Annotated in this window: 13 protein-coding genes; 9 read left to right on the forward strand and 4 right to left on the reverse strand. The window is 56.3% G+C overall.

The window, feature by feature from the left end:
- Positions 1 to 62: 62 nt before the first annotated feature.
- The 4 genes from AC221Y_RS02145 (at position 63) to AC221Y_RS02160 (ending at position 3,445) form a co-directional block, all read left to right on the forward strand.
- Entirely contained in the window at positions 63 to 398 is a 336-nt protein-coding gene (locus AC221Y_RS02145; protein ID WP_366141735.1) for an inositol monophosphatase family protein, read from the forward strand.
- A 121-nt stretch (positions 399 to 519) separates the two neighbouring features.
- Positions 520 to 1,533 carry a TRAP transporter substrate-binding protein DctP gene (dctP, locus tag AC221Y_RS02150; protein WP_299755140.1) on the forward strand — a complete coding sequence of 338 codons (1,014 nt, stop codon included), beginning with the start codon at positions 520 to 522 and terminating at the stop codon, positions 1,531 to 1,533.
- Between the two features lie 27 nt (positions 1,534 to 1,560).
- Complete coding sequence (locus tag AC221Y_RS02155; protein ID WP_486706710.1) at positions 1,561 to 2,160, forward strand: TRAP transporter small permease; 600 nt, start codon at positions 1,561 to 1,563, stop codon at positions 2,158 to 2,160.
- The gene (locus AC221Y_RS02160; RefSeq protein ID WP_486706711.1) at positions 2,150 to 3,445 is read left to right on the forward strand and encodes a TRAP transporter large permease; all 1,296 of its coding nucleotides are present in this window, start codon (positions 2,150 to 2,152) and stop codon (positions 3,443 to 3,445) included. Before AC221Y_RS02155 ends, AC221Y_RS02160 begins: the two co-directional genes overlap by 11 nt.
- 169 nt (positions 3,446 to 3,614) lie before the next feature.
- Here AC221Y_RS02160 and AC221Y_RS02165 read toward each other — a convergent pair whose 3' ends face one another.
- Complete coding sequence (locus AC221Y_RS02165; RefSeq protein ID WP_486706712.1) at positions 3,615 to 4,493, reverse strand: dihydrodipicolinate synthase family protein; 879 nt, start codon at positions 4,491 to 4,493, stop codon at positions 3,615 to 3,617.
- A 125-nt stretch (positions 4,494 to 4,618) separates the two neighbouring features.
- Here AC221Y_RS02165 and AC221Y_RS02170 point away from each other — a divergent pair, with 125 nt between their 5' ends.
- The 3 genes from AC221Y_RS02170 to AC221Y_RS02180 are packed head-to-tail and all read left to right on the forward strand — an operon-like array spanning position 4,619 to position 7,361.
- Entirely contained in the window at positions 4,619 to 5,530 is a 912-nt protein-coding gene (locus tag AC221Y_RS02170; protein ID WP_299756008.1) for a PfkB family carbohydrate kinase, read from the forward strand.
- On the forward strand, positions 5,530 to 6,444 hold the full coding sequence (locus AC221Y_RS02175) for a phytanoyl-CoA dioxygenase family protein (RefSeq protein WP_486706713.1): 915 nt from the start codon (positions 5,530 to 5,532) through the stop codon (positions 6,442 to 6,444). Before AC221Y_RS02170 ends, AC221Y_RS02175 begins: the two co-directional genes overlap by 1 nt.
- Before the next feature lie 11 nt (positions 6,445 to 6,455).
- Positions 6,456 to 7,361 (forward strand): dihydrodipicolinate synthase family protein, encoded by a 906-nt coding sequence (locus AC221Y_RS02180; protein WP_486706714.1) that lies wholly within the window; start codon positions 6,456 to 6,458, stop codon positions 7,359 to 7,361.
- Here AC221Y_RS02180 and AC221Y_RS02185 read toward each other — a convergent pair.
- The 3 genes from AC221Y_RS02185 to AC221Y_RS02195 form a co-directional block, all read right to left on the reverse strand.
- Positions 7,306 to 8,307, reverse strand: a complete 1,002-nt coding sequence (locus AC221Y_RS02185; protein WP_299755999.1) for a peptidyl-alpha-hydroxyglycine alpha-amidating lyase family protein — start codon at positions 8,305 to 8,307, stop codon at positions 7,306 to 7,308. The genes AC221Y_RS02180 and AC221Y_RS02185 overlap by 56 nt on opposite strands.
- Positions 8,308 to 9,589: 1,282 nt before the next feature.
- Positions 9,590 to 10,138, reverse strand: a complete 549-nt coding sequence (locus AC221Y_RS02190; protein WP_299755996.1) for a YaeQ family protein — start codon at positions 10,136 to 10,138, stop codon at positions 9,590 to 9,592.
- Between the two features lie 515 nt (positions 10,139 to 10,653).
- On the reverse strand, positions 10,654 to 10,884 hold the full coding sequence (locus AC221Y_RS02195) for a cupin domain-containing protein (RefSeq protein ID WP_299755993.1): 231 nt from the start codon (positions 10,882 to 10,884) through the stop codon (positions 10,654 to 10,656).
- Positions 10,885 to 10,979: 95 nt separating this feature from the next.
- On the opposite strand from AC221Y_RS02195, the gene AC221Y_RS02200 reads away from it, so the two are divergent.
- Together AC221Y_RS02200 and aroE are read left to right on the forward strand one after the other, a co-directional pair.
- Positions 10,980 to 12,518: a GMC oxidoreductase gene (locus AC221Y_RS02200; RefSeq protein WP_486706715.1), complete on the forward strand. Its 1,539-nt coding sequence runs from the start codon at positions 10,980 to 10,982 to the stop codon at positions 12,516 to 12,518.
- 19 nt (positions 12,519 to 12,537) lie between these two features.
- Positions 12,538 to 13,380 carry a shikimate dehydrogenase gene (gene aroE, locus AC221Y_RS02205; protein ID WP_299752320.1) on the forward strand — a complete coding sequence of 281 codons (843 nt, stop codon included), beginning with the start codon at positions 12,538 to 12,540 and terminating at the stop codon, positions 13,378 to 13,380.
- The last annotated feature ends 104 nt before the right edge of the window (positions 13,381 to 13,484 follow it).

Raw genomic sequence — 13,484 nt, forward strand, 5'->3', positions numbered from 1 at the left:
GGAATCCTGCTGTGTCGCCGCGCAAAGCACCAAACCGGGGGGTGGCTGCGACATCGCTTTCGGTGGCGGACCCCATCGACAGAGCCTCGAATTTCAAGGCGGGACTTCCGCCCCGGGGTACTTCACTGGCCTATGTCAAAAACGGCGAGGTGCTGTTGGGCTTTCTGGTCTTTCCGCAACGGGACCTTATCTATCAGGCAGTGCGGGGCGGCGGCGGCACATGCAACGGCCTGTCCATCATGACGAGTTATCCGTTGGCACGATGCGCCGCTGGTCTCGGGTGTCGTGGGAATGCAGTCGTCAGAAGTGGTCGAGGCGATTGCGACCTCTGCAAGCACGGGCAACTCAGAAATGATCCCCGGTCGAAACAAGCAGTCCGAGATGACCAGCGCGGATGAATTGGTAGGTCCGCGAACCATCTAAAATATCTGACGTTTAACAAATTATTTTGTTAAACGAAAAAATTCACCTTAACTGAAATTATCGCGTTATAAACGTCCTAAACAAAGGAGGAATACAATGATCAAAAAATTGAATCGCCGCGTCGCTTTTGCATCGCTGACCGCACTCGGCCTTGCGGTGGGCCTTGGTGCCCCGGCATTTGCCGACAGCCATTTGCTGACCCTACGCATGTCGACCCCGGCCTCGGCCACCGACCAGCGCTCTATCGCCCTAGAAGAGGTGTTCGCCCCTGCCGTCGCCGAATTTGCTACCTATGAGCCGCACTACAATGGCTCATTGATCGCGCAGAACTCCGAGCTGGAAGCCATTGCTTCTGGTGACCTGGAAATGTCGATCACCTCGGCGCAGGAACTAGCGCAATTCTTCCCTGAATTCTCGATTTTCGCTACCGGCTATGTCCACCAGGACGCCGCGCATCAAGTTGCGGTCTTCAACGATGCGCTTATGGAGCCATTTAAGCAGACGGTCGAAGACGAGCTTGGCGTCAAACTGCTGAGCGTGATGTATCTCGGCCAGCGCCACGTAAACCTGCGTCAGACCAAAGAAGAGCTGACTGTGATGACACCTGCGGATCTGGCTGGCGTGAACCTGCGGATGCCGGGCACCGATGCATGGCAGTTCCTGGGTAAAGCGCTGGGTGCCAACCCGACTCCGATGGCCTTCACGGAAGTCTATACAGCGCTTTCGACTGGCTCAGTAGATGGTCAGGACAACCCGCTTCCGACTGTGGTTGACGCCAAGTTCTACGAAGTCACCAACCAGATCGTCCTGACAGCGCATCTGGTTGACTTAAACTATGTTGCCTTTTCGAAAGCTGTCTGGGACGGTCTGTCCGCCGATCAGCAGGCCATTGTTCAGGCCGCGGCTGATGCTGCTGCCGAAAGCGGGCGTCAGATCCAGCTTCAAAAAGAGGCCGAACTAGGGGCCTTTCTGACGGAAAAAGGTCTGGAAATCTACGAGCCAGACATGGCCGCCTTCCGCAGCCATGTTCAGTCGATGTACCTGACCACCGACGCTTCGGCTGATTGGCCCGAAGGCGTGCTGGACAAAATCAATGCGCTCGGAAACTGATCTGAGAACGACAGCGCGCGGGATCCGGTGAAACCGATATTTAACGGAATAACCCGTGGAACAGAATTCGTGGCGGCCATGATGATGGCCGCCATGTTTGCGACATTCATCCTGCAGGTCACCGTGCGCTACACCGCGCGCGCCGAATGGATCGCCGAGGCTGTGCCGTTCCTTGACCCCAACCGCCATGGCTGGACGCTGGAATTCTGCCTATTGATGTGGGTGTGGATCGTTTTCTGGGGCAATTCCTTTATCGTGCGCCAACGCGACCATGTGATTTTCGATATCGTCTACACCAGCGTGAACCCACGGCTGCGCAAGTGGTTCGCTATTATCGCATCCGTTGCTATCTGCGTCGGGTTGTTGTTGTCGCTAGAGCCGACCTGGGACAAGTTCCATATACTGCGCCTGAAGAAGACACCGACCCTGTCAAACGTCTTCGGCGACTGGATTCGGGTGCGCCACGTTTATTCGATCTACTTCGCATTCCTGTTGGTCGTGGCGCTGCGCTATGCTTGGCGCACCTGGGATATCATCCGCAATGGCGCAGATGCCGATCTGCACCATTACGACGAACTTGCCGCATCGTCTGACGACGGCCCGAGGATTTCGAGAAATGACACTTGAATTCGGGCTTTGCCTGTTCACGCTGTTCATAATGGCTGGGATCGGCACACCGATTGCCTATGCGATCCTGCTCGCCTCGTTCGTGTATCTAACCGCAAGCGGCGCCGGCGTAGGTATCGCGGGCAAGGTACTGATGGATGGGCTTTATAACAGCTTTATTCTGCTTGCCGTACCGCTGTTCATTGTCGCCGCGAACATCATGAACGCCGGCACGATATCGGACCGGCTGCTGGGGTTCTGCGTCGGTCTTGTCGGCCGATTCAAGGGCGGGCTGGGGCACGTCAACGTGGTGGCATCGCTGATCTTTTCTGGCATGTCCGGCTCTGCTATCGCGGACGCTGCTGGTATCGGCAAAATCATCATCGAGATGATGACCAAATCGGGCCACTACACCCGGGGATACGCCGCCGCGATCACCGCAGCCTCGGCAACCATCGGCCCAATCATACCGCCCTCAATCCCGATGGTGCTTTACGCGCTCGTCTCGAACACTTCGATCGGCTTTCTGTTTCTGGGCGGCATCGTGCCGGGGTTGTTTATGGGGGCCGTTCTGATGGGGATGAATTATTTCATCTCGCTCCAGCGTGGGTTCCTGACTGAGGAACCCGTACCACTTCGCGAATTGCCGGCATTGACGGTCAATGCCTTCCCGGCGCTGCTGATGCCCGGGATCTTGCTCTACGGTATCTACGGCGGCGTCACCACGCCGACCGAAGCGGCCGCCGTCGCTGCGTTCTATGCGCTGATTCTGGCGTCAGCGTTCTACCGCGCGCTCAGCATCCATGCCTTCTATCGCATCCTTGTCGAGAGCGCCCGGTCGTCGGCGGCGGTGGGGCTAGTGATCGGCGGCGCGCTGATCCTCAACTTTGTCGTCGCCTCAGAAAACATCCCCGGAATGTTGGCCGATGCGCTGGTCGGGCTCGACGTCGAACCGATCATTTTCCTGCTCGGGGTCAATGTGCTGATCCTGCTGCTGGGCTGCGTACTTGACGCCACAACGATCATACTGGTGATCATCCCGCTGTTCCTGCCGACCTGCCGCGAGCTTGGAATCGATCTGGTCCACTTCGGCGTCGTCGCAGTCGTCAACTGTATGATCGGCCTGATCACGCCACCCTACGGCATTCTTCTGTTCGTGATCAACGCCGTAACCCGCATCCCGCTGGGCGAGATCATCCGCGAAGTCTTGCCCTTCCTCGCGGTACTTATCGCGGCACTCCTCGTTCTGATCTTGGTGCCTGAACTCGTGCTCTGGCTGCCACGGATATTCGGTTATCTCGGCTAATGCGCCATGGCGATGATTAACAATCCAACGCCAACAACCGGCATTGGAATATCCTCGACATCTACTCACCGGATAAAGAAGTCAGCCACGTCTCCACGTGATTGTGGTCGAACTTAAGCGACACAAGGCACCAGTTGAAAGCTGCCCTCTAATAAGGGCGGGCCAGTCTCTATGTGGTCTCGCGCTCGGGAAACCTTGCCGCGATCGCCGTGTGGGCTTCGCCCGTCAGCGCTTGTAGCGGCGCGCGAACATTGCCCCAGCTTGCGTTTCCGGTTTTGGCCATCATGGCTTGTTTCAACGCCGGAATAACCGGAACCGACACAATCAAATCCACGTCAGAGGACAACGCAGTATCCTCGACATGTGTGTCGAACAAAGTGCGCACGCGCTGTGGGTACAGGTTGGCCAGTCCGCAAATTGATCCGGCACCGCCCATCGCTGCTGCTTTGTGCAATAGCCGTTCATCTCCGACCAGAACCGGTATTTCACCGCTTTTCAACAGTGCGCTGGTGTTATCCCATTGTCCGGCGCTGTCCTTGATCGCCAAAATGCGGTCGGGGAAGGCCGTGTGCAGACGTTTGACGAGATTGAGTGACAACGGAACATGTGTCACTTGCGGGATATGATAGAGGATAAACTTGGCCTGCGTATCAGCCGCTTCGAATAGCTTTACGTGCCACTCGGACAAACCGACATCGTCCAAATCCTTAAAATAGAACGGCGGCAAAAGCAGAAAATTCGTTATACCAAACCCAACGCCTTGTTGGACTTGTGCCACCACATCCCCGATTGCGGAACCGCATAAGCCAAGAGTGATCTTGCTGCTTGGGATACCGCTGTCGATTAAGGCCGCAATTGCGCCCGATCTCTCACTAAAGGCGATAGAGGCGCCTTCGCCCGTGGTGCCAAAAGGCGTGACGCCGTTCGCGCCGCTTTGCAGCATCGAATTCGCATGCCCGCAAAAAAGCGACAGGTTCAGGCTGCCATCCGAATGAAACGGGGTCAGCAATGCTGCAGAGATTCCAAAATGTTTGATGTTCGTACCCATTCGTTGTCGTCAGATTCGCTGCCGCTACTGCAGATCATACTATTGGTTGCGGGTTGATTGTAAACGTAACATGTTAGGAATGCGGTCACCGTCCAAAGGCTGCATCGGATGGGGAATTGCATGCAATGCCAAGGATTATTTGCGCAGGTTTAATCGCTGCGGATCTGGTGTTCGACGTCGCAGAATTTCCGGTGAAGGGCACAAAGAACCGGGCAACCGGATCCCACATGACCACCGGTGGCGGAGCCCTGAACGCGGCTTCGACGATCGCCAGCCTTGGTGGTGATGCCAGCCTTGCAGGTGCCATCGGCGACGACGCATCGGGCGCGTTCCTGCGCAAGAAGATGGCGGACCGCCGGATTGACGACCAGTTTGTTAGCACGATTCCAAGGATTCCAACGTCTCGATCCGCGAATATGTTAACGCCCGATGGCGATCGGACAGTCATCAACCACCGCGATTCCGCGCTTATCCCTTGCGATTTCGCCCTGCCGCCTGAATTTCAGTTTGATGCGGCACTTGTCGACACGCGGTGGTCCGAGGGTGCAGCACTGATCGTGAAGGCCGCACGCCGCATTGGCAAACCGGCTGTTGTCGACGCAGAGGCTCCGGTTGCCCACGCAGCACAGGTGCTCGCCCTCGCCAGCCATGTTGTTTTCTCTGAGCAGGGCCTGGCCGATTATTGCGGTGGCAGCGACGCAGCGGCCCTGACATTGGCCCAAAAGCGGCTTGGAAACTGGTGTGCAGTAACCCGAGGCCCTCTGCCGGTATTGTGCCACGATGGGCGGTGTTTGACCGAGATTCCGACGTATCCGACAACGGCGGTGAATACGCTTGGTGCCGGTGACGTCTGGCATGGCGCATTCGCATTGGCGCTGTCCAATGGGTGTTCGGAAAATGAAGCGGTCCACTGGGCAAATGCCGCCGCATCCTTGAAAGTGAGTCGTCCGATACACGATGAGACTTTGCCGACTGCTGCCGAAGTGGATGCCCTGCTAGGCTCAGGATCGACGCAATCAACGGAAGGATCACAATGATGCAGACATCCAAACATTCGTTGACTGTGAACGGCGCGGTAGTTCCTGAGTCATCGTTGGATGAATTACGCTCCGCTGACGTGAATGGCGATATTGCGCAACAATTAAGTGACAACGGCTATCTTTTTTTGCGTGGCGTGCATGATCCGGTCGAAGTCGACGCCGCACGACTAGAGGTCCTGCATCGGCTTGCAGAAGTTGGCGAGGTTAAGGACCCTGTCAAATGCGGCCTGGCGTCCGGCACGTCTCGGCGACGAGAAACCTATCCCACTACAGATGATCTAGGGACTTTTTGGCGGTCCGTCAGCGAAGGCAAAGCCGTGCGAAGAGTCATCAACGGGCCACGTATCATGCGCGTCATGAGCCAACTCTTTCAGGAACCGGCCCAGCATTTTGCCTTTGCCTGGTTGCGTGCCATGACCGCGGGGCGTACCAGCCCACTGCATGTCGATCACCCTTATATGAACCGCGGATCCAAGCGGCTCGTCACCTGTTGGAGCCCGCTATGCCTCATCAGTTTGACCGACGGACCCCTGTATATCTTGAAGGACTCTCATAAATGGCCCGACATTCGACAACAGTTTGACGGCCATGATGTGGATCGTGAACCGTCCCGCCCCGGGCATATCGAAGAAAGCCCAATTACGCTGGCACAACGCAAAACCAGCAAATTTCTAACGGCGGAGTTTAATCTGGGTGATTGCCTGATCTTTGGCATGTTCACCGTCCACGGATCTTTTGACAACAACTCGAGCGCTGGATTGATCCGGCTATCTTGCGACACCCGGTTCCAACCTGCCGCAGATCCCATGGACGAACGCTTTGCGGGACCAAATCCGCCTGCGCACAACGGGCTCGGATACGGTTGCCTGTCCGCGTCACGTCCATTGACCGAAACCAGCGCATTGCGCTGAGGAGGTAGGTCATGAAAGGAATTGTTCCCAGCCTCAACACGCCCTTTGACAAGGACGGTGCCGTTGATCATGACTCCTTGCGCAAACTGGTCAACCACACCGTGAATGCAGGCTGTGGCGGCATGCTGGGCCTTGCAGTTGCCGGAGAGCAATCGACACTGACCCAGGCAGAAAAGGTCCGGTTTGCAGAAACTGTGGCAGAGACCAACGCGCAGCGGATTCCATTCATCGTCAGCGTCACTGCTCCAGATATGGATGCGAGCCTCGCGTTGACGAAATTAGCCAAATCTATCGGCGCGGCAGGAATTTGTGTGCAAATTCCCACCGGTTTTGACCGCCGGGAGAGCCTGGCCTTTTTGCAGGACCTGTCCCGCCACGCGCCCAAAATACTTATGGTTCAGGATCTCGATTGGGTGGGCGGCGGCCTGCCCCTCGACGATATCGTTTATCTCTTCGACAATCTTACTAAATTCTCCTGGTTGAAAATTGAAACACAGCAGGCTGGCCCCAAATATTCAGCAGTTCTGCAAGCCACGAATAATGCGCTGAACGTTTGCGGTGGCTGGGCCGTAACACAGTTGATGGACGCAATGGCGCGTGGGGTGAACGCGTTCATTCCGACCGGCATGGAAAATGTCTATGTCGCGATATATACGCACTATGAAAGCGGGGATCACAATGCGGCGCGCGCGCTGTTTGAAGGCGTGTTGCCGATCCTGAATTTTTCAAACCAAGATATCGACACAAGCATTCTGTTCTTTAAGCAGCTCAGGAATGCCGAGGGGCTTTTTAAGACCGCGGTCTGCCGAAACGAGAACGCCAGATTTGATGCTATCCAAGAGGCTGAAGCGCGCTACGCCCTCACCTCTGCAATGGCGTTAATTCGCTCTCACTCTGCGCGTTCTCAACCCGTTTGAATTTCTGAAACCTTCTTGGTTGACCGGGTTTCTCAGAATCGCCCATCACCTGCGCCCAATCCGCGTCCACAACATCGCCTATATAAAGATCACCAGTGCTGTCATAGGCGATGCTGTGTGGCGACAGAAATTGACCCGGACCCAGACCCGGTCCCTGCTGTGCATCAAGCCGTGAAAGCAAATTGCTCTGTTGATCAAAAACGCTGACAAACGGGCCAAGATTTGGGAACTCTCGGTTGACCGTCAGGTACGAGGCCAACTCACCAACGATACAGTCTGGGCAAGAGCCGGGCGTGATCGCCAATCCACTGGGCCTGTGCATGTTGTTGATCTGTGTCTCATACCGGCCATTTTCATCAAATATCTGGACCCGAGAATTTTCCCGGTCCGCGACGTAGATCCAGCCATCGGCGTCGCAGCAAATGTTATGGGGAAGATTAAACTCTCCAGGTCCTGTTCCCGGCGTTCCCCAGCTTTTCAACAATCTGCCCTTGGGGTCAAACTTGTGGATACAGGCGTTTTGATATCCATCTGACACAAAGATATCGCCAGACGGTGAAACTGCCGAATGCGTGCACTTGCAAAAGGGCTTGCCGCTCATAAAGCCAGAACCCACCCCGGCTGTCCCAATTTGCAAAAGGAGCTTTCCATCCAGCGTAAACTTTCGCACCGTGTGGTCGAAATTATCGGTCAGATAGATGCATTGGTCGGGCCCGATCGAGGCCCCGTGCGGGTTCGCAAAGGTCCCCTGGCCCCATTTCGACAACACATCTCCTCTTTGGTTCAGGACCACGACGGGATTGCTGCCGCGGTTGAAAAGGTAAACCCTGTCTTTGTTGTCCACGGCAATTCCAGCAACGTCGCCCAGCATTATGTCCGTCGGCAACTTCGCCCAATCTGTAACCGGTTTGTAGGAGTGGCGACCTTTGCCCAAAGAAACGACCATCCACATTCCTCCAATTTGTGCGGTGCGCGACGCACGCACTGTGCGCGAAGAATCCGCATATGTGAACCTGTGAAAGCTCTTCTGAGGGGCCGGAAACGCAAACCCCTAACCTCCAAAACGGGTGTGGCATACGACCGGAATAAAACTGATCTATCGAGTTTCCCCCGAATGACCGTACAAGGGAAATTGCGCTGCAGCTTTTTCGGGCTCCGAAGGTATTTATCTGTACCCGACATCCAGCGGCGATCAAGCAACACGGCATCTTGCGTGCGTTGGAATGGACTGCGCCGGTCACGCAATGCGTCCGGACCTCAAGACAGTCACCTGGTATTATTCCCTCACATTCGTGGAAGACGGCAGCGGCGAGCAGAAATGGCTCAAGGAGGTCGTTTTGCGGCCGAAAGGTCGGTTTTGGCCCAAAGACACAGTAAGGGTCCATAAATACCTAGTGAGGTGTGATCGGTGATTGCCTCAAAATTACACTTGGCGGGGCCCACACGCCGGTCGTACTGGAACCATGCCGGCTGTCCTGTTTGGGCCGAAGGCAAGTTGTCTCAGCTAAATCTTGGCAGAAGCGCGCAAGAATACATGCGTCACGGACGTCCGCATGTCGGACGTCCGTGATACCGTATTGAACGGCAGCTTTGTCCCGCATATCCCTCCGCCCTAGGTGGTCATTGACTATCGACCTCGGGAAAGTGTCCGGTTAGCCGACCCGCGGCCTGAGTTGCGACAGAATTACATGCAATAATAAATATGTGTTAAGTGAAGTGTGTGCATTGTCTGAGAGAGAGAGGTAGTATGTTTGTTTCAAGCCGCAAAGCTATAGTGACCTTTTGGATGCCGTCGGCACCATCGGTCAGCCTTCAAAAGTCCATCAAGTTCCAGCGAGCGTTGCGCCTCAAGCGCATGGCCGCTGCTATCGCTTTGTTGACAAACTGGACTGGCGAGCCCGCCCTGTTCAATGACCTGCAGAGCCATGCTGTATGAGGTAATCCTATCGCTGAGACTGCTTGCGATTGCGCCAGTACCGCATCGAATGCAAAGCCTGAAGTCACCCAGAAATCCTCGCCCATCAAATCATCTTAAACTGTCCGGCGGGCCTGTAAGCGTGAACAACTTTAAAGAATAGAAGGCCCAAGCGGCTCTGCGGTCGTAGCGACCTTTTGCCAAACCTCTGCAGATGACCGCTAACAGGTTCATCATGTAGTGACTACAATCTCACCGCCTACGCAGTATTCTACATTCTGGGCTCTTATGCGCATTGTGAGCTGGTTGACGATCAGTGATCAGCATCTTTCCATTTGACCGGGGTAACATAAACGATGCTACCATCAACACTGACCATCACATCACCGTCCTGAATATTAACCTGCAGCTTCATCGAGCGACTTGCCTGTTTTCCCAGTTCGCTGGTGTCCTTCTCAGAAAAATTTATAACCTGAAGGTTATCAAACCGGGTGGTGCTGTTTTTGATCTTCTCCCACCACATCTCAGCCGTCCTGCCGCCGTAACAATAGACAATCACCTCGTTAGCTTTGCCACAGCTTTGACGAACAATCTTCTCGCCCGGAAGTCCCAACGCGACCCACAACTCAAGCTCGCCACTCAGGCTTTTCTGCCAAATGTCTGGCTCGTCATCCGTTGAAAGGCCCCTAGTGAGTTCCAATTGCTCATGGGCATTCAGTGCAAAAGCAAGAATACGCACCATTAACCGTTCGTCCGTCTCCGAAGGATGCTTGGCAACGGTCAGTTTATGGGTCTCATAATAGTGACGATCCATATCGGAAACGGAAAGTTCAACTTTATAAATGGTGGCTTTTTGCGCCATGATTTTTTTCCGGAATAGCGAAGATAGGGATGCCTAGTGCGCCTGATGATATTGTGAAAGCAGATAAAAGAGGCCCCCGAATAAGAGGGGCAAAATAGGTATTGGCAAATTTTTTGACTTATCGAGGCAGAATAGTTGGTCCGTATGAAGATAATACCCTCATTACCGCACCTGAAGGGGAGGACTGGACCTGCGGGCATGGCGCTTGCGTGTCGAACAAATAATGCGAGCGCTCGGGCTCTTTATTCCAAGGCTGGATTTGCCGAAGTCGGTTGTAGGCCAATTGTGACCCGAGGCTGGCAGACCTCCGGAACTGAGTGGATACTCATGACGCAGACCCAAGTTGTTTACGTTACTAGATAAGCGGCGCGCGGGTGCTCAAGCCTCAGAACGAGGCAATGAACCGGAGCTTTTCCGCTTCTGTGAGCTCACCTAAACTGGGATTTTGCTGTTGCTGCGAATGGCCAGCCTGGTGAAGCTGCATGCAACGCCACGGTGGTTCATCGCGTCACCGATCAGGGCTGCGACTGGAAAGCATGCGGTAAGTTTGGGGTGATTAGGACAAGATAGCCGTCTTCATATTGCCCGACATGATCTCCGACAAAACGCATCCCGCGACTGTTGACAGTCAGGCTCAACTCGAACTCCGGGCGGTAGTGCCAGTTGAACCGAAACTCCGGCAAGTGGCGGTCAAAGACCAGCAAGGACCGGTCGGGCGGGATCGCCACAGTCTCGAAATAAGCCAAGGGTATGGGAATTGCGTATCATTTCTCGTCCATAATGCGGTAATCATACAAAAACTCGCGGTAATGGGGAATGGCGCGATGTCCTGCAGTTTGGCATGGAAGTAGGCAAAGTGGGACAGACGATGCAGACGATCAGTGCGGATATCGTGATCATCGGCTCGGGCGTGGGCGGGTCTGCCGTGGCGCATCAACTGGCAGGCAGTGGTGCGAAGATCCTTATCCTCGAACGTGGTGATTTCCTGCCCAATGAGCCGCAGAATAGTGATGCAGAGGCGGTGTTCGTCCAATCCCGCTATAAGACACGCGATGAATGGGTCGATGCCAGGGGTGCGCGCTACAGGCCCGGTCAGTATTACTATGTTGGCGGGCATACAAAATTCTACGGCACCGCGATGTTCCGCTTTCGCGCAAGCGACTTCGAGGCCACGGAGATGGGCGGTGTGCCGTCGCCGGCTTGGCCGGTGCGTTACGACGAACTTGCATCGCACTACACGGCCGCCGAACGCCTTTACGGTGTGCGCGGCAAGGCGGGCAGCGACCCAACAGAGCCGCCCCGTGCAGCCTTTCCCCATGCCGCGATCCCGCATGAGCCCACAATCGCCGCCCTATCGGACCGACTGAGCGCGCAGGGCTTGCGTCCGTTTCATATGCCGTCTGCGGTGGATTATGGCCCCGGCGGCACCTGCCAACGTTGCGGCACCTGCGATGCCTTCGCCTGCCAGTTCGATGCCAAGGGCGACGCTGAAACCCGCGTGCTGCGTCCGCTGCTGGCGCATCCAGACGTGCGGCTGGAACGTGGTGCGGAGGTCACCCGCCTGATCGCCGACGATCGGGGTCATGATATCGTCGCAGCAGAGGTACGCCGGGACGGCGAGATGCAGCGTGTCGAAGCGCCGGTGTTCGTTCTGAGCGCGGGGGCGATCAATTCGGCGCTGATCTTGCTGCGATCTGCCAGTCAGGTCATGCCGGATGGCCTTGCCAACCGATCCGGAGTCGTGGGGCGTAATCTGATGAACCATCATTTGACGGGTTTGATGGGAGTGAAACCATTTGCGTTGAATGACACGAAGTTCCCCAAGACCCTGTCCGTCAATGATTTTTACTACGGCTTGCCGGATGACAGTGAAGCGCGCGGCAACATCCAGATGCTCGGCAACATTCAAGGTGCGATGATCCGCGCAACCTATCCCGCCACGCCGAAGGCACTGGCCAACTGGCTGGGCCGCCATTCCGTCGACGTGCTGGCCATGTCAGAGGATTTGCCGAACCCCGACAGCCGCGTGCGGTTGCTGGACGGTGACAAGGTGGAGGTGGATTACCGCCCCGGCGGAACGCTTGCGCACGATCGCTTCGTGCGACATGTTAAGCGCGTTCTGCGGCGAGCCGGGTTTCCGGTCGTACTGCGGCACGGCTTTGGCATTCAAGCCCCATCGCACCAATGTGGCACCGTGCGCATGGGGCACGATCCGGCGAGCTCTGCACTGGATGCCCTGTGCCGCGCCCACGACCATCCCAATCTGTATGTGGTGGATGCGGGCTTCTTTCCGTCCTCTGCCGCGCTGAACCCTGCCCTTACCATCGCAGCACAGGCGCTGCGAGTTGGGGCGCACTTGCGCGCCACGCGCGTCACCTGACCAAAAAAGGACCAGACCAATGAATTTCCTGCTGCCGCTCACAGGGTCATTCGCGCAACCCGCCGCCGAAAATCCGACCGTCGCCATGATCGAGGCCGCCTACCAGCATCACGGCCTCGACTGGCGCTATATAAACGTCGAGGTCGCCCCGGATGATCTCGGTGATGCCGTGCGGGGCGCGCGGGCGATGGGTTGGCGCGGGTTCAACTGTTCGATTCCGCATAAGGTCGCGGTGATCGAGTATCTGGACGGGCTTGGCGCATCGGCGGAGATCATCGGTGCCGTCAACACTATCGTACGCGACGGCGACCGGCTGATCGGGGAAAACACCGACGGGCGCGGCTTCGTCGCTGCCCTGCGCGAGGTGGTGGACCCCAAGGACAAGTCCATTGTCCTATTCGGCGCAGGTGGTGCCGCGCGGGCCGTAGCGGTCGAAATGGCCTTGGCCGGGGCCGCGCGGATCACAGTCGTCAACCGAAGTGCCGACCGAGGCAAGGCCGTTGTCGATGTGCTAAAAAATCGCACCGCGACGCAGGCAGTGTATGCGCCATGGCAGGGCACCTTCACCGTGCCAAAAGACACCGATATCGTGATCCATGCAACCTCGGTCGGGTTGTATCCCGACGTCAATGCGATACCCGACATCGATACCGACAGCCTGACGCCGGACATGGTTGTTGCCGACGGCATCCACAACCCACCACTGACCCGCCTGCTGAAGGCAGCGCAGGAACGCGGGTGTAAGACGGTCGACGGGTTGGGGATGCTGGTGCAGCAGGGCGTCATCGGCGTCAAATACTGGACCGGCGTGGACGTCGACCCGCAGGTCATGCGAGAGGCGCTCCTCATTCTTAGACTCTAGATGGCATTTTCTAAATGCCATCGCCGTATGCCAGGGTTCCGATCTGGCCAGCCTTCTCGTGGAGTTACTATTGGGCATCATTAACCGACCTGCCGAAAACACTT

The organism is Boseongicola sp., assembly GCF_057460485.1.

Bases quoted from the DNA above. Each gene is read 5' to 3' on its own strand.
- dctP (WP_299755140.1), top strand. From the start codon at position 520: ATGATCAAAAAATTGAATCGCCGCGTCGCTTTTGCATCGCTGACCGCA.
- AC221Y_RS02160 (WP_486706711.1), top strand. From the start codon at position 2,150: ATGACACTTGAATTCGGGCTTTGCCTGTTCACGCTGTTCATAATGGCT.
- AC221Y_RS02165 (WP_486706712.1), bottom strand. From the start codon at position 4,493: ATGGGTACGAACATCAAACATTTTGGAATCTCTGCAGCATTGCTGACC.
- AC221Y_RS02170 (WP_299756008.1), top strand. From the start codon at position 4,619: ATGCCAAGGATTATTTGCGCAGGTTTAATCGCTGCGGATCTGGTGTTC.
- AC221Y_RS02175 (WP_486706713.1), top strand. From the start codon at position 5,530: ATGCAGACATCCAAACATTCGTTGACTGTGAACGGCGCGGTAGTTCCT.
- AC221Y_RS02180 (WP_486706714.1), top strand. From the start codon at position 6,456: ATGAAAGGAATTGTTCCCAGCCTCAACACGCCCTTTGACAAGGACGGT.
- AC221Y_RS02185 (WP_299755999.1), bottom strand. From the start codon at position 8,307: ATGGTCGTTTCTTTGGGCAAAGGTCGCCACTCCTACAAACCGGTTACA.
- AC221Y_RS02190 (WP_299755996.1), bottom strand. From the start codon at position 10,138: ATGGCGCAAAAAGCCACCATTTATAAAGTTGAACTTTCCGTTTCCGAT.
- AC221Y_RS02200 (WP_486706715.1), top strand. From the start codon at position 10,980: ATGGAAGTAGGCAAAGTGGGACAGACGATGCAGACGATCAGTGCGGAT.
- aroE (WP_299752320.1), top strand. From the start codon at position 12,538: ATGAATTTCCTGCTGCCGCTCACAGGGTCATTCGCGCAACCCGCCGCC.